This is a genomic window from Ornithinimicrobium ciconiae (genome assembly GCF_007197575.1).
Taxonomy (GTDB): Bacteria; Actinomycetota; Actinomycetes; order Actinomycetales; family Dermatophilaceae; genus Ornithinicoccus; species Ornithinicoccus ciconiae.
In genome coordinates this window covers 2819651-2833972 of record NZ_CP041616.1, presented here as the reverse complement: position 1 = coordinate 2833972, position 14322 = coordinate 2819651, and the positions used below count along the sequence as shown (strand labels likewise).

Genomic DNA, 14322 nt, shown 5'->3' with positions numbered 1-14322 from the left:
CCGTGGAGGCGTGCCGACCTCGCCTCGCCCCGCCTCGGGACAGCGCCAGCAGGAGTCCACAGCGACCGCCGCCCCGGTGGTCCCTGAGGATGTGCTGGCTGACTTCCGGCGGCACCTGGAGGCAGAACGCAATCGCTCAGAGCACACCGTCCGCGCCTATCTCGGTGACATCACCGCGATGTCTGAGGCACTTGCCGCGGCGGGAGTCACCGGCCTGCCCGACACCACCCTTGCCGACCTGCGTTCCTGGCTCGGTGACCAGGCTGAGGGCGGGGCGTCGGCCTCGACCATCGCCCGCCGGTCCGCGGCGGCTCGCACCTTCTTCCGGTGGGCCAAGCGCACTGGCCTGGTGGAGACCGACCCCGCCCTGCGACTGGGAGCACCGCGCAAGGGCCGGACGCTGCCCGGTGTCCTGAAGCAGAGTGAGGCCAGCGACCTGATGGAGATCGCTGCCGTCGCAGCAGACGATGACGACCCCATCCACCTGCGCAACCGGGCCATCCTTGAGCTCCTCTATGCCAGCGGCGTCCGAGTCGGTGAGCTCACCGGGCTAGACGTCGATGACGTCGACCTTGCCGGTCAGGTGGCCCGCGTGCTGGGCAAGGGCAACAAGGAACGCACCGTGCCGTTCGGTGCCCCGGCCGGCGAGGCCCTGCGCACCTGGCTGGACCGAGGCAGGACCGCCCTGGTGACCGGCGAGTCCGGCCCGGCGCTGTTTCTCGGACGGCGCGGCCGCCGCGTCGACCAACGACAGGTGCGCACCGTGGTCCATGACCTGCTGACCCACGTCCCCGACGCTGCGGACCTTGGTCCGCACGGGCTGCGGCACAGCGCGGCGACCCACCTGCTCGAGGGCGGCGCGGACCTGCGCACCGTCCAGGAACTGCTGGGGCACTCGAGCCTGGCGACCACCCAGATCTACACGCACGTGTCGGTCGACCGGCTTCGAGCGGCCTACCGTCAGGCCCACCCGCGCGCCTGACCGTCGACCGGCTCGGGCGGCCGCCGTCACGCACATCCGCGCGCCCGACGACCCACCTTCCTCCGCACCTGGTCTGGCTCCGGTCATGGCCTGGTCAAAGACCCTGCCCTCGTCGCCCCGGCCCACCCTGCTGGCGGTAGTCTCACGCGCGGGCGCGGGTGCCGCGCCCAGCAACTGCCCACCGTGGTGGGCTCGAGTCGGCAAGGAGTAGCACATGAGTGTGGACTCGACGGAAATGCCCCCCGTCAGCCTCACCGACGAGCAGGTGGAGGCCGAACAGCGGCGCTGGACTCCGATGCGCATCGCGGTCTGGGCCGCGATCGCCGTCCTGGGAGGCGTTGCCTGGGTCATGCTCGCGGTGGTGCGCGGCGAGACCATCAACGCGATCTGGTTCGTCTTCGCGGCGGTCTGTACCTACCTGATCGCCTATCGGTTCTACGCGACCTACATCGAGAAGAAGATCACCCAACCCGACGACAACCGGGCCACACCGGCGGAGTACAAGGAGAACGGGCAGGACTACATGCCCACCGACCGCCGGGTGCTCTACGGGCACCACTTCGCGGCGATCGCCGGTGCAGGTCCGCTCGTCGGCCCCGTGCTGGCTGCGCAGCTCGGATATCTGCCCGGCACCATCTGGATCATCCTCGGTGTCGTGCTCGCGGGGGCCGTGCAGGACTACCTCGTCCTGTTCTTCTCGATGCGACGTGGTGGTCGCTCCCTGGGCCAGATGGCCCGCGACGAGCTCGGCCGGGTCGGCGGCACCGCTGCCCTGCTGGCAACGCTCATGATCATGATCATCATCGTGGCCATCCTGGCCCTGGTGGTCGTCAACGCCCTCGGCGAGAGCCCCTGGGGTGTCTTCTCTGTCGGTATGACGATCCCGATCGCCCTGTTCATGGGCGTCTACCTGCGCTACCTGCGTCCGGGCAAGGTCTCTGAGGTCTCGATCATCGGGTTTGTGCTGCTCATCCTGGTCATCGTCGCCGGCGGATGGGTGGCCGACACCAGCTGGGGTGTCGACTGGTTCACCCTGGACCGCACCACCATCTCGTGGGGCATCATCATCTACGGTTTCATCGCCGCGGTACTACCGGTGTGGCTGTTGCTCGCGCCGCGCGACTACCTGTCGACCTTCATGAAGGTCGGCACCATCGTGATGCTCGCCGTCGCCATCATCCTGGTGCGCCCCGAGATCACCGTGCCCGCGCTCAGTGAGTTCGCCGGTCGCTCCGATGCGCCCGTGGTCGCCGGGCCGTTGTTCCCGTTCCTGTTCGTGACCATCGCCTGTGGTGCACTCTCAGGTTTCCACGCGCTGATCGCCTCGGGCACCACGCCGAAACTGATCGAGAAGGAGCGCCAGACCAAGTTCATCGGCTACGGCGGCATGCTCATGGAGTCCTTCGTGGCGATCATGGCGCTCGTCGCGGCGATCTCGATCGACCGCGGCATCTACTTCGCGATGAACGTCTCGGCCGCTGCCACGCAGGGCACGGTCGAGGGCGCCGTCGCCTATGTCAACGGCCTCGGGCTCACCGGCGTGAACCTGACCGCCGAGATGTTGGAGACCGCAGCGGCCAACGTGGGCGAGGAGAGCATCGTCTCGCGCACGGGCGGTGCTCCGACGCTGGCCCTGGGGCTGTCGCACATCATGCAGCAGCTCATCGGCGGCACCAGCATGATGAGCTTTTGGTATCACTTCGCAATCATGTTTGAAGCGCTGTTCATCCTCACCGCAGTCGACGCCGGCACCCGGGTGGCGCGGTTCATGCTGCAGGACAGCCTCGGCAACTTCTGGCCCCGCTTCAAGGACACCTCATGGCGCACCGGAGCCTGGGTCTGCACAGCGGTGATGGTGGCCGGGTGGGGAGCGATCCTCATCATGGGAGTGACAGATCCCCTCGGAGGGATCAATACGTTGTTCCCGTTGTTTGGCATCGCCAACCAGTTGCTCGCTGCACTGGCACTGTCGATCTGTCTCGCCATCGCGGCCCGGCAGAACCGCAAGGCACTGTGGATCATCGCCCTGCCGCTGGCCTTCGCCACCGTGGTGACCACCGTGGCCTCGCTGCACAAGATCTTCAGCTCTGTGCCCGCGGTGGGCTACTGGGCCCAGCACCAGGCTTTCAAGGACGCGCTGGACCGAGGCGAGACCAGCTTTGGCACCGCCGGATCCGTCGAGGCCATGGAGGCGGTGGTCCGCAACACCTTCATCCAGGGCACGCTGTCAATCGTGTTCGTCGTGCTGACACTCATCGTCATCGCGGCGGCGCTCATCGCCACCGTCAAGTCCGTCCGCAGTGGAGGTGCCCCCACCACCGAGGATGAGTTCACCCAGTCCAGGATCTACGCCCCGGCCGGCTTCCTGGCCACCGAGGCGGAGAAGGATCTGGAGGCACAGTGGGCCACCTTCCTCTCGGAGCACCCGGTCGAGCGCGTGCGGGGGCACCACTAATGTCCCCGTCGGTGCCCAGTCCCGCCGTGGAGAGCAAGGTCCAGGCAGCCGGAGACGGTCAGGCACCGGCGCCGCTCGAGACAGCAACACCGCGCCGCTCGGCGAGGCTCTCGGTCGGACCGTCCGGCGACAGCTGGTGGGCCCGTGCCCGCTGGCTGGTGAAGGGCGTGCTGGGCGAGAACGCCTACCAGGCCTACCTCGCACACCACGAGCGCTCCGGGTGTGCCGCCCCCGCCCTGTCCGAGCGTGACTACTGGCGCTCGCGGACTGACTGGCAGGAACGCAATCCTCAGGGGCGATGCTGCTAGGCCCGATCTGATCACTGGCGGTGGTCTGTCCCAGACCGGGACCGACCACCGCCGGTGTCAGGTCCGGCTCCCGTCAGGGCGTGTGCAGGCGGGACAGCCGTGCCGCGCCCTCGCGCAGCACCTCTTCGCGCTTGCAGAATGCAAACCGGACCAGGGTGCGGACCGGCTCGGTGTCGTCGCAGAAGGCCGACACCGGCACCCCGACGACACCGACCTCCTGCGGCATCCGCCGGCAGAAGTCGACCGCATCGGTGACGCCGAGCGGCGCCGTGTCAGCGATCACGAAATAGGTGCCCTGGCAGGGCATCACGGGTAGCCCCACGCCGGTCAGGGCCTCCACCAGGATGTCTCGCTTGCCCTGCAGCTCGGCAGCGAACCCCGTGAAGAACTCCCTGGGCATCCCGAGCCCGTGGGCGATCGCCGGCTGGAACGGACCCGAGCCGACAAAGGTGAGGAACTGTTTCACGGCCCGGACCGCGTCGACCAGTTCTGCCGGCCCGTGCACCCAACCGACCTTCCAACCGGTCAGTGAGAAGGTCTTCCCGCCCGAGCTGATCGTCAGGGTCCGCTCCGCCATGCCCGGCAGCGTCGCGATCGGGATGTGGGTGAGTCCGTCAAAGGTCAGGTGCTCATAGACCTCGTCGGAGATCACCACCACGTCGTGCTCCCGGGCCAGGGCGGCCACCAGCTCGAGCTCGGCGCGGGTGAACACCTTGCCCGTCGGGTTGTGCGGCGTATTGAGCAGCACCGCCCGGGTCTTCGGACCGAAAGCGGCACGCAGCGCGGCCTCGTCGACGGCGAGGTCAGGAAAGCGCAGGGGCACGGTCCGGCGCACCCCACCGGCCAGGGCGATCGAGGCGGCATACGAGTCATAGAACGGCTCGAAGGTGACGACCTCCTCTCCGGGCTCGACGAGGGCGAGGATGGCGGCCGCGATGGCCTCGGTCGCGCCGACGGTGACCAGCACCTCGGTCTCGGGATCAACCGTCAGGTCGTAGAACCGTCCCTGGTGCGCGGCGATGGCCTCACGCAGCACCGGCATACCGATCCCGGGGGAGTACTGGTTGAGCCCGGACGCGATCGACTCCTGGGCGATCTGCAGCAACTCGCCCGGTCCGTCCGTGTCCGGGAAGCCCTGCCCGAGGTTCACGGCGTCATAGCGCAGGGCCGCCTGGGTCATCTCGGCGAAGATCGTGGTGCCGAAGCCGGTCATCCGCGTGACGAGTGGATTTCGCATGTCCTGCACGGTAGCCGTAAGATGAGCCCCACGTGTGGTGTGCCCGCAGATGGGTGCGCCGGACGAATTCGCGCACGAGCTCACCGGCATGTCACCGCGACCTCTCGGTCGCGGACCAGGTATGCCGGGACGCGCCTCCGCGGTCCCGCCCCCGAAGTTGGGGTCGGGTGGAGGTCGTCGCCCGTGCCAGGAGACAACTGCACCCCTACCAGAAAGCGAGACCTCGGCATGGCCGTCGTCACCATGCGCCAGCTCCTCGAGAGCGGCGTTCACTTCGGGCACCAGACCCGTCGTTGGAACCCCAAGATGAAGCGCTTCATCATGACCGAGCGCAATGGCATCTACATCATTGACCTGCAGCAGTCGCTGACCTACCTCAACGAGGCCTACGACTTCGTCAAGCAGACGGTTGCCCACGGCGGCACCATCCTGTTCGTCGGCACCAAGAAGCAGGCCCAGGAGGCCATCGCCGAGCAGGCCACCCGCGTGGGCATGCCCTACGTGAACCACCGCTGGCTGGGCGGCATGCTCACCAACTTCCAGACCGTCTCCAAGCGGCTGAGCCGCCTCAAGGAGCTCGAGGAGATCGACTTCGACGCTGTGGCCGGATCCGGGCACACCAAGAAGGAACTCCTCATGATGCGCCGCGAGCACCAGAAGCTCGACCGCACCCTGGGCGGCATCCGCGACATGGGCAAGGTCCCCTCGGCCATCTGGGTCGTCGACACCAAGAAGGAGCACCTGGCCGTCACCGAGGCCCGCAAGCTCGGCGTGCCGGTCATCGCGATCCTGGACACCAACTGCGACCCGGACGAGGTCGACTACAAGGTGCCCGGCAACGACGACGCCATCCGCTCGGTCGCGCTGCTGACCCGGGTCATGGCTGACGCGGTTGCTGACGGACTCATGTCCCGCGCCGGTGGTGGCTCCTCCGAGGAGGGCGCCCCCGCCGCAGAGCCGATGGCCGAGTGGGAGCGCGAGCTCCTCGCCGGGTCCGAGGAGACCCCGGCTGCTGAGGCTGCTACCGCTGAGTCCACCGAGGCTCCTGCCGCTGACGCCACCGAGGCCGCCGCGACCGAGGCTCCTGCCGCTGAGGCCACCGAGGCCCCCGCGACCGAGGCTCCCGCTGAGGCCCCCGCGACCGAGGTAGAGGCCGCGCCGGCCGACCAGGCCTGAGCCCACGGCATACGCACCGCAATCCACGAAGTTCCACCAAGAAGGAGCGAACCCGATCCATGGCGAACTACACCGCCGCTGACATCAAGGCCCTGCGCGAGGCAACTGGCGCCGGCATGATGGACGTCAAGAAGGCCCTCGACGAGTCCGACGGCGACACTGCCAAGGCCACCGAGATCCTTCGGGTCAAGGGCCTGAAGGGCGTCACCAAGCGCGAGGGCCGCTCGGCCTCCAACGGCATGGTTGTCGCGCACGTCGACGGCACCACCGGCACCCTCGTCGAGATCAACTGCGAGACGGACTTCGTCGCCAAGGGCGAGAAGTTCGGCGAGCTGGCCGACAAGGTGCTGGCCCAGGCCGTCGCCACCGGCGCGACCGACGCCGAGACGCTGCTGGCCAGCGAGCTCGACGGCCAGACCGTGCAGGACGTGCTCAACGACGCCAACGCGACCATCGGCGAGAAGATCGAGATCCGTCGCGTCGCGCGTATCGAGGGTGACCAGGTCGCGTCCTACCTGCACAAGACCAGCCCCGACCTGCCCGCGCAGATCGGTGTCCTCGTGGCCACCACGGGCGGCGACGCCCAGCTGGGTCGCGACGTCGCGATGCACGTCGCGGCGTTCAGCCCGACCGTGCTGACCCGTGACGAGGTCGCCGAGGAGACCGTCGCTGCAGAGCGCCGGATCGCCGAGGAGACCGCTCGTGAGGAGGGCAAGCCCGAGCAGGCGCTGCCCAAGATCGTCGAGGGTCGCGTCAACGGCTACTTCAAGGAGAACGTCCTGCTCGACCAGGCGTTCGCCAAGGACCCCAAGAAGTCGGTCGCCCAGATCGTCAAGGAGGGCGGCGGGGAGGTCACCTCCTTCGCGCGCTTCAAGGTCGGTGTCTGAGTCGCACCCGCTGAGTGCTGTATGCCGTGAGGCCGGGTTCCCGTTCTGGGGACCCGGCCTCACGGCATACCTGCTCGTGGTGCCGCTCCGGCAGGCCGGTGCGCGTAGTCTGCACCCTGATGAGTGATGTGAGCGCCGTGCCTGCTGCCCGCCAGCGGTTTGCTCCGGCTGCCACGATCACGGTGGTGCTCAGCCTGCTGGGTCTGAACCTCGGCAACCACCTCCTCGGCTGGAACTCCTTGTGGCTCGGACCGGTGGGGGCGGTGGGTCTCATCGTCTTCGCTCGAGCCTCCGGACTGACTTGGCATCAGCTGGGTCTGGCCAGGAGCACCCACGCCGCAGGGTTGCGCTGGGGCGGGATGTTCATCGGGGCCGTCGCCGCGGTCTATCTGGTGGGGGTCCTGCTGCCGGTCACCCGCACGGCCTTCCTCGATGTGCGCTACCACTTGCCACCAGCAAGCATCCTGTTCACCGCCTTCGTGCTGATCCCGTTGGGGACGGTCCTGCTCGAGGAGGTCGCCTTCCGTTCGGTGCTGTGGGGCATGCTGGCCCGGCACGCCCGGATGTGGCAGGTGCTGCTGGGGTCCTCGCTGCTGTTCGGGTTGTGGCACGTGATCCCGGCCACGGCTTCAGCGGATGGCAATGCGGCGATCGGATCGGTCTTCGGGGCCCTCGGCGGTTATGCCACGCTTGCTCTGATCGTCGGCACGGTGCTGTTCACGGCGGTGGGTGGGCTGGTGGCGGGCGAGTTGCGGCGCCGCAGCGGCAGCCTGCTCGCCAGCGTCGGGATGCACTGGGCCACCAACGGCCTGGGCGTGCTCTTCGGCTCCCTGGCTTGGCGCCTGGCCTTCTGAGCACCCCTTCGGCCCCCACTTGCCGAAGTGGGGCCCACCGGCTCCGGTGTGGCAGTATCGAGCGACCCCTCACCGCAGCAGCACATCAGGAGGCTTCGTGTCCGAGCGCCTATCCACCACCCACGAAGTGTTCGCCGCCACCGCTCCTGACCCGTTGGGCGACGACGCGCCAGAGGGGGCCGAGCCCGGGCGCCGAGTGCTGTTGAAGCTCTCTGGCGAGGCCTTCGGTGGTGGCAGTGTCGGGCTCGACCCGGACGTCGTGCGTGGCATTGCCCGGCAGATCGCCCGGGCTGCGCGCGAGGGCGTGCAGATCGCAGTGGTGATGGGCGGTGGCAACTTCTTCCGCGGTGCCCAGCTGCAGCAGCGCGGGATGGACCGTGCCCGGGCGGACTACATGGGCATGCTCGGCACCGTGATGAACTGCCTGGCGCTGCAGGACTACCTGGAGAAGGAGGGTGTGCCCACCCGCGTCCAGACAGCGATCACCATGGGGCAGGTCGCCGAGCCCTACATCCCGCGCCGGGCGATCCGACACATGGAGAAGGGGCGGGTCGTCATCTTCGGAGCGGGGGCGGGCATGCCCTACTTCTCCACCGACACCGTCTCGGCGCAGCGCGCCCTGGAGATCCACTGTGATGTGGTGCTCATGAGCAAGCACGGCGTGGATGGTGTCTACACCGCTGACCCGCGCACCCACCCCGACGCGGTCAAACTGGAGACGCTCACCTACTCTGATGCCCTGACGAGCAACCTGAAGGTCGTGGACGCTGCCGCGTTCAGCCTGTGCATGGAGAATGGCCTGGACATGCTGGTCTTCGGCATGGGCGGCGAGGACAGCATCACTCGCGCCCTGCGTGGTGAGAAGATCGGCACACTAGTCACGGCCGGGTGAGTCCGACGGTGACCACCGCAATTCGATAGGCAGCGCAGTTCGATGAGCACCGCAGTTCGATAGCACCGCAGTTCGATAAGCACCGCAGCCGAGCAGACCGACGCACACCGCGCCACCGGGCGCACCGACACAAGGAGCAAGAGCTGATGTCCGAAGCGATCGAGATGGCCATCATGGAGGCCGAGGACAAGATGGGCAAGGCCCTGGAGGTCGCCCGCGAGGACATGGCTTCGATCCGCACCGGCCGTGCGCACCCGGCCATGTTCAGCAAGTTGCTGGTCGACTACTACGGCGCCGCGACCCCGATGCAGCAGCTCGCTTCGTTCCAGGTGCACGATGCACGCACCGTGCTCATCACGCCGTTCGACAAGGGCGCGATGAGCGGCATCGAGAAGGCGCTTCGCGAGAGCGACCTCGGACTGAACCCGAGCAACGATGGCCACGCCATCCGCATCGTGATGCCTCAATTGACCGAGGACCGCCGCAAGGAGTACATCAAGCTGGCGCGCACCAAGGGCGAAGACGCCAAGGTGTCGGTGCGCAACGTGCGGCGCGCGACCATGGACACGATCTCCAAGGCGGTCAAGGACGGCGACATCGGTGAGGATGAGGGCACCCGCTCCGAGAAGGAGATCGAGGCGCTGACCAAGAAGTTCGTGGATCAGGTCGACGAGGTGCTCAAGCTCAAGGAAGCCGAACTGCTGGAGGTCTGAGCGACCCACACAGCTGAGGAGGAGGGCCATGGAGGCCTTGTCGCGGCGCGCGTATCGAGCCCGGCAGCGCACTGCTGAGCCCGTGGCTCCGGCTCGGTCATCACGCGCCGGTCGCAACCTTCCGGCCGCGATCGGGGTCGGAGTGTTCCTGGGTGGGCTGGTCATTGCCACGGCGCTGCTGTGGGCACCCTCGTTCGTGGTGCTGGTCACGGTCGCGATCCTGCTCGCCCTGATCGAGATGGTGTCCGCGCTGCGCGCCGGGCGGCTGCACCCGCCCCTGGTGCCCGTGGTGGCCGGGGCCGCGCTCATCCCGATCGCCTATGTGGGGGGCGTGCCCGCGCTGATGCTCGGGTATGGGCTGGTCTGCCTGGCGATCCTGCTGTGGCGCGCGGTGGGAGAGCCTGCCGGTGCGATCCGAGACATCGCCGGCGGCGTGTTCATCGTTACCTATGTGGCGCTGATGGCCGGGTTCGCTGCGCTGATGATCGCCGAGCCCGACGGCGGGCAGCGGATCATCGTCTTTGCCCTGGTGACGGTCATGAGTGACATCGGCGGCTACACGCTCGGCGTGCTCAAGGGCAAGCATCCGATGGCCCCGTCGATCAGTCCCAAGAAATCCTGGGAGGGGTTCGCCGGCTCGGTCCTGGCCAGCGTCCTGGCCGGTGCGATCAGCGTCCCGCTGCTCCTCGGCGGTGACTGGTGGGCCGGCCTCCTGCTCGGACTGGTCGCGGCCTGCTTCGCCACGATCGGTGATCTGTCCGAGTCCACCATCAAGCGTGACCTGGGCATCAAGGACATGGGCAGCCTGTTGCCCGGGCACGGCGGGGTCATGGACCGCCTCGACTCGCTCCTGGTCACCGCACCGCTGTCCTGGCTTCTCCTCGGGGTGTTCGTTCCCGTGGCATAGTTTGCTAGCATTCCGGCATGTCTCCTGGCCTGACGACAAGCGCGAGCAGCCAGGTCCGTCGCCGGTCCGCCGCGATCCTTGCGGTGGCGCTGCTGCTGGTCGAGCTGGTCGCGGCCTGCCAGTCCTATCTGACGTCGACCATCACGCCGTTGATGGCCAGCGACCTGGACGCCAAGGATGGCTACGGCGTCCTCATGGCCGCGACCCAGGCTGCGATGTTCCTGACCATGCCACTTGGCGCAGGCCTGCTGTCCCGGTGGCCGGCGGCGCGGATGCTGGCCTGGCTCACCCCCGTGGTCGTCCTCGGCGGCGTGGTGAGTGCGCTCGCCCCAACCTTCACCGTCTTCCTGGCGGGGCGGGTCCTGGCTTCGCTGGCAGCCGGTGCCCTGATGACGGTCTCCCTCTCCGCGCTGGCCACAGCCCTGCCGCCGCACTGGCGGCGGATGACCCTGGCCGGCTACGCCCTCGTCTGGCTGGTCGCCTCCCTGGTGGGACCGGTGTATGCCGGGTGGGCCAGCGCCGTGATCGGGTGGCGGTGGGCGCTGGTCGTGTACCTCCCGCTCTTCCTGGTGGCGCGGGCCGTGGTGATCGTGCGCCTTCGTGAGCTGGACCAGGCGGAGCAGACGAGCCCGCAGCGGCTTGCCCTGGCGCCCGCGACGGTGTTGGCCGCCGGCATCACCCTGGTGTCCCTGGCCGGCAGTTCCTGGGGGCGCAACCTGCTGGCCGTGGCAGGGGCGGTCGCGGTGCTGGCTGCGGCCGCACGGATCCTGCCCACTGGCACGCAGGGACGTCGTGCTCTGGTTCTCATCATCGGGGTCCTGTCTGGCGCCTACTTTGGGGCGCACGCCATCGTGGCCATCACGGCCCACGACCTGCTGGGGCGCGACGCCGGCTCGCTCGCCGTGCTCCTGGGCGCCGGTGGGGTCGGCTGGGCCGTGCTCGGGATGATCTGCGGCCGGTGGCCGGCTCGGAGCAGGCGCGCCTACGTCCGACGGGTCACCGGGGGAGCGCTGCTGTTGGCGGTGGGAGCCGCCACCATGGGCACGGCCACCCTGCCAGGTTTTCCGGGAGCCTGGCCGCTGCTCGTCCTGGGATGGACGGTCAGCGGCGTGGGGATGGGGCTGTGTTATGTGGACACCCTCAACCGCGGTCTGGACACCCCACAGGTGCCCGACGGGATCGACACCCACCAGGCGGCCCAGGCGCTGGTGATGTCAGAGGTGATCGCCACCGCCCTGGCGGGGACCCTGACCGCCTCGGCCCTCGCCTGGATCATGGGCGCTCCGGCAGACCGGGCCGGCTACGCCATGGTGGTCTACGGCATCCTCGCCCTGCTGTCGCTGACGCTGGTGCCCCTGTCCCGCCGAGGATGAGGGAGTGGCTCCGACACCGGGGCCGCATCCACGGAAGTGGGCTTTCGGGCCCAGGGCTGGGAGACTGGGTGGCGATGACCACCGAACTGCCGATCCCCAGCACGCGCCCCGCCCCCGGGACGCTGACCTTCAGCGCCCCCCGACGGGGCAAGGCGCTCCAGCACCTCGCCGACCTCGACATGGCCGGGCGGCGTGCCTGGCTGACCGAGCTCGGACACAAACCCTTCCGGGCCGACCAGATCTCCCGTCACTACTTTGAGCGGCTGATCACCGACCCGGAGCAGATGACCGACCTGCCCAAGGAGGGCCGGGAGGAGTTGGTCACCGGCGTCCTGCCCCAGCTGTTCACGCCGGTCCGCACCCTGTCCACCGACGACGGCGCCACCGTCAAGCAGGTGCACCGCCTGCACGACGGAGCGATGGTCGAGTCGGTGCTCATGCGCTATCCGGGCCGGGTCACGATGTGCATCTCGAGCCAGGCCGGCTGCGGCATGAACTGTCCGTTCTGCGCGACCGGTCAGGCTGGCCTGACCCGCAACCTGTCGACCGCCGAGATCGTCGAGCAGGTCGTGGCAGCTGCGCGTTATCTGCGGCACGGCGACCTGGCCGGCGGCGACGCCGGTGCCGGGTCCACCGAGGAGGCCCTGCGGGTCAGCAACGTGGTCTTCATGGGGATGGGGGAGGCGCTGGCCAACTACCGCAAGGCCGTGGACGCGATCCGACGCCTCGTGGACCCCTCGCCCGAGGGGTTGGGCATGTCTGCCCGCGGCATCACGATGTCGACGGTCGGGCTGGTCCCGGCGATCGACAAGCTGGGCCGGGAGGGCATCCCGGTCACCCTCGCCCTGTCGCTGCACGCCCCTGACGACGAGCTGCGTGACGAACTGGTGCCGATCAACACGCGGTGGAAGGTGGATGAAGCGCTGGATGCTGCCTACCGCTACTACGAGACGACCGGTCGCCGGGTCAGCATCGAGTATGCGTTGATCAAGGACATCAACGATCACGCCTGGCGTGCCGACCTGCTGGGGGAGAAGCTCAACGCGCGCGGTCGCGGCTGGGTGCACGTCAACCCGATCCCGTTGAACCCGACGCCGGGCTCGAAGTGGACCGCCTCCCGTCCGGGTGTGGAGCAGCAGTTCGTCGAGCGACTACGCGCCCACGGCATCCCGACCACCGTGCGCGACACGCGCGGCTCGGAGATCGACGGCGCCTGCGGCCAGCTGGCTGCCACCGTCTGAGAGGGCGCCTGCGGCCAGTTTGCCGCCACCGTCTGACCTGACCGGGCGTGCGACTCAGCCGAGGAGCGCAGCGGCCTCCTCGACGGTGTCGACCAGGTGCACCTGGGCAGCCATCGGTCGATCGCGCCCCAGTGCCTGCAGCAGCGGGTGGACTGGCAGGTGTGCGGTCCAGTGCTCCCGCCCGACCAGCACCACCGAGGGCACCCGGCCGTCGACCTCGTAGTACTGCCGGGTCGCCATCTGGAAGATCTCCTGGACCGTCCCGGCAGCGCCGGGCAGCACGACCAGCCCGGCGGTGCTGTGGTGCAGCAGCAGGTCCTCACGCAGCGCATTGCTGAAGAATTTGGCGATCAGGTCACCGAAGACGTTGGGCGGCTCGTGGCCGTAGTGCCACGTCGGGATGCCGAGGCTGCGCAGCGGCCCGGCCGGCGGCTGACCACCGGTGGCATCCTCCACGATGTCCAGGGCGACCTGCGCCCACGGACCGATTCCCTCGACAAAGTGCGGGACGGCCGAGAGCCGCTCCAGCGCGGGCGCGAGCTGTCCCTCCTCACGGCACCACGCGCCGAGGTTCGCCGCCTCCATGGCGCCAGGACCGCCCCCTGTTGCCACGACATACCCGGCCTCCGCCAGGGTATGACCAAGGTGCGCCGCCTCGGCGAACCCGGCGCTCCCGCGTGCCAGGGCGTGGCCTCCCATCACCCCGACGACCCGACGCTCGGAGACCACGTCCACCAAGGCATCAGCTATCGCATCGTCGTGGATCGCCCGCAGCACCGTGACATAGGCGTCGTGCCGGATGGCGGCGTCCTGCAACCAGGCGTAGGCACGCGCGTCGGTCGTGCGCCCATAGCCGTGCTGGGCCAGTCCGTCATACAACTCGGCGGCGGTGTAAAGCGAGCCACGGTAGGGCCGGACGGGCGCGCTGGGGTCGGTGGGAAAGATGATCGCCCCGTGGGTGCGCAGGTGGTGCTCCAGGGCCGGTGTCAGCACACCGCCCAGCACGACCACGCCGCTGAGGTCCTCCCGAGCCAGCAGCGCAGCCTCGTGGCCGCTGAGGTCCAGCCCCTGCAGCCGTGACCCCCGCAGCGACGCGCCCGCCTCCAGAAACGTGTCGAGAGACTGCAGGTCGGAGACCTCGTGGATCACGCCCGGCATCGGCGTGCGGAGGGCCCGGGAGTAGCGCACCTCGCGGTGCGGTGGCTCGGCGCGATGCATGTCCCGACCCTAACCGGGCCCGCAGCCCGCGGGGGATACCATCGGGCCAGACTGCTGCCGACCGGCGGGGGCACCCGGG

At 68.8% G+C, this 14322-nt stretch carries 14 protein-coding genes; 12 read left to right on the top strand and 2 right to left on the bottom strand.

Annotated features, from left to right (window positions below):
- Positions 1 to 10: 10 nt before the first annotated feature.
- From FNH13_RS13020 to FNH13_RS13010, 3 genes are all read left to right on the top strand, one after another.
- Positions 11 to 982 carry a tyrosine recombinase XerC gene (locus tag FNH13_RS13020; protein ID WP_407669897.1) on the top strand — a complete coding sequence of 324 codons (972 nt, stop codon included), beginning with the start codon at positions 11 to 13 and terminating at the stop codon, positions 980 to 982.
- Positions 983 to 1196: 214 nt separating this feature from the next.
- A complete protein-coding gene (locus FNH13_RS13015) occupies positions 1197 to 3437 on the top strand; it encodes a carbon starvation CstA family protein (protein ID WP_143783811.1) in 2241 nt (746 codons plus the stop codon).
- Positions 3438 to 3448: 11 nt separating this feature from the next.
- Entirely contained in the window at positions 3449 to 3745 is a 297-nt protein-coding gene (locus tag FNH13_RS13010; RefSeq protein ID WP_228266393.1) for a YbdD/YjiX family protein, read from the top strand.
- 73 nt (positions 3746 to 3818) lie between these two features.
- On the opposite strand, the gene FNH13_RS13005 is transcribed toward FNH13_RS13010, so the two are convergent.
- Entirely contained in the window at positions 3819 to 4982 is a 1164-nt protein-coding gene (locus FNH13_RS13005; protein ID WP_143783809.1) for a pyridoxal phosphate-dependent aminotransferase, read from the bottom strand.
- A 228-nt stretch (positions 4983 to 5210) separates the two neighbouring features.
- Between FNH13_RS13005 and rpsB the strand changes: the two genes are divergently transcribed.
- The 9 genes from rpsB to rlmN all read left to right on the top strand — a co-directional run bounded on the left by rpsB (position 5211) and on the right by rlmN (position 13025).
- Positions 5211 to 6158 (top strand): 30S ribosomal protein S2, encoded by a 948-nt coding sequence (rpsB, locus tag FNH13_RS13000; RefSeq protein WP_143783808.1) that lies wholly within the window; start codon positions 5211 to 5213, stop codon positions 6156 to 6158.
- Positions 6159 to 6217: 59 nt separating this feature from the next.
- A complete protein-coding gene (gene tsf, locus FNH13_RS12995) occupies positions 6218 to 7045 on the top strand; it encodes a translation elongation factor Ts (protein ID WP_143783807.1) in 828 nt (275 codons plus the stop codon).
- A complete protein-coding gene (locus FNH13_RS19755; RefSeq protein WP_267873001.1) occupies positions 7038 to 7172 on the top strand; it encodes a hypothetical protein in 135 nt (44 codons plus the stop codon). Before tsf ends, FNH13_RS19755 begins: the two co-directional genes overlap by 8 nt.
- A complete protein-coding gene (locus FNH13_RS12990) occupies positions 7165 to 7899 on the top strand; it encodes a CPBP family glutamic-type intramembrane protease (protein WP_143783806.1) in 735 nt (244 codons plus the stop codon). The genes FNH13_RS19755 and FNH13_RS12990 overlap by 8 nt, the downstream gene beginning before the upstream one ends.
- Before the next feature lie 154 nt (positions 7900 to 8053).
- Positions 8054 to 8791 (top strand): UMP kinase, encoded by a 738-nt coding sequence (pyrH, locus tag FNH13_RS12985; RefSeq protein WP_143785127.1) that lies wholly within the window; start codon positions 8054 to 8056, stop codon positions 8789 to 8791.
- Positions 8792 to 8937: 146 nt separating this feature from the next.
- A complete protein-coding gene (frr, locus tag FNH13_RS12980; RefSeq protein WP_143783805.1) occupies positions 8938 to 9504 on the top strand; it encodes a ribosome recycling factor in 567 nt (188 codons plus the stop codon).
- Between the two features lie 28 nt (positions 9505 to 9532).
- Entirely contained in the window at positions 9533 to 10411 is an 879-nt protein-coding gene (locus FNH13_RS12975) for a phosphatidate cytidylyltransferase (protein WP_143783804.1), read from the top strand.
- Positions 10412 to 10428: 17 nt separating this feature from the next.
- On the top strand, positions 10429 to 11784 hold the full coding sequence (locus FNH13_RS12970; protein ID WP_143783803.1) for an MFS transporter: 1356 nt from the start codon (positions 10429 to 10431) through the stop codon (positions 11782 to 11784).
- A gap of 74 nt (positions 11785 to 11858) precedes the next feature.
- Positions 11859 to 13025 carry a 23S rRNA (adenine(2503)-C(2))-methyltransferase RlmN gene (gene rlmN, locus FNH13_RS12965; RefSeq protein WP_143783802.1) on the top strand — a complete coding sequence of 389 codons (1167 nt, stop codon included), beginning with the start codon at positions 11859 to 11861 and terminating at the stop codon, positions 13023 to 13025.
- A 54-nt stretch (positions 13026 to 13079) separates the two neighbouring features.
- On the opposite strand, the gene FNH13_RS12960 is transcribed toward rlmN, so the two are convergent.
- Complete coding sequence (locus FNH13_RS12960; RefSeq protein ID WP_143783801.1) at positions 13080 to 14243, bottom strand: LOG family protein; 1164 nt, start codon at positions 14241 to 14243, stop codon at positions 13080 to 13082.
- Positions 14244 to 14322 lie beyond the last annotated feature (79 nt).

What these genes read in the sequence shown, in the direction of transcription:
- FNH13_RS13015 (WP_143783811.1), top strand. Translation starts at nt 1,197, where the DNA reads ATGAGTGTGGACTCGACGGAAATGCCCCCCGTCAGCCTCACCGACGAG.
- FNH13_RS13005 (WP_143783809.1), bottom strand. Translation starts at nt 4,982, where the DNA reads ATGCGAAATCCACTCGTCACGCGGATGACCGGCTTCGGCACCACGATC.
- rpsB (WP_143783808.1), top strand. Translation starts at nt 5,211, where the DNA reads ATGGCCGTCGTCACCATGCGCCAGCTCCTCGAGAGCGGCGTTCACTTC.
- tsf (WP_143783807.1), top strand. Translation starts at nt 6,218, where the DNA reads ATGGCGAACTACACCGCCGCTGACATCAAGGCCCTGCGCGAGGCAACT.
- FNH13_RS12990 (WP_143783806.1), top strand. Translation starts at nt 7,165, where the DNA reads ATGAGTGATGTGAGCGCCGTGCCTGCTGCCCGCCAGCGGTTTGCTCCG.
- frr (WP_143783805.1), top strand. Translation starts at nt 8,938, where the DNA reads ATGTCCGAAGCGATCGAGATGGCCATCATGGAGGCCGAGGACAAGATG.
- FNH13_RS12975 (WP_143783804.1), top strand. Translation starts at nt 9,533, where the DNA reads ATGGAGGCCTTGTCGCGGCGCGCGTATCGAGCCCGGCAGCGCACTGCT.
- FNH13_RS12970 (WP_143783803.1), top strand. Translation starts at nt 10,429, where the DNA reads ATGTCTCCTGGCCTGACGACAAGCGCGAGCAGCCAGGTCCGTCGCCGG.
- rlmN (WP_143783802.1), top strand. Translation starts at nt 11,859, where the DNA reads ATGACCACCGAACTGCCGATCCCCAGCACGCGCCCCGCCCCCGGGACG.
- FNH13_RS12960 (WP_143783801.1), bottom strand. Translation starts at nt 14,243, where the DNA reads ATGCATCGCGCCGAGCCACCGCACCGCGAGGTGCGCTACTCCCGGGCC.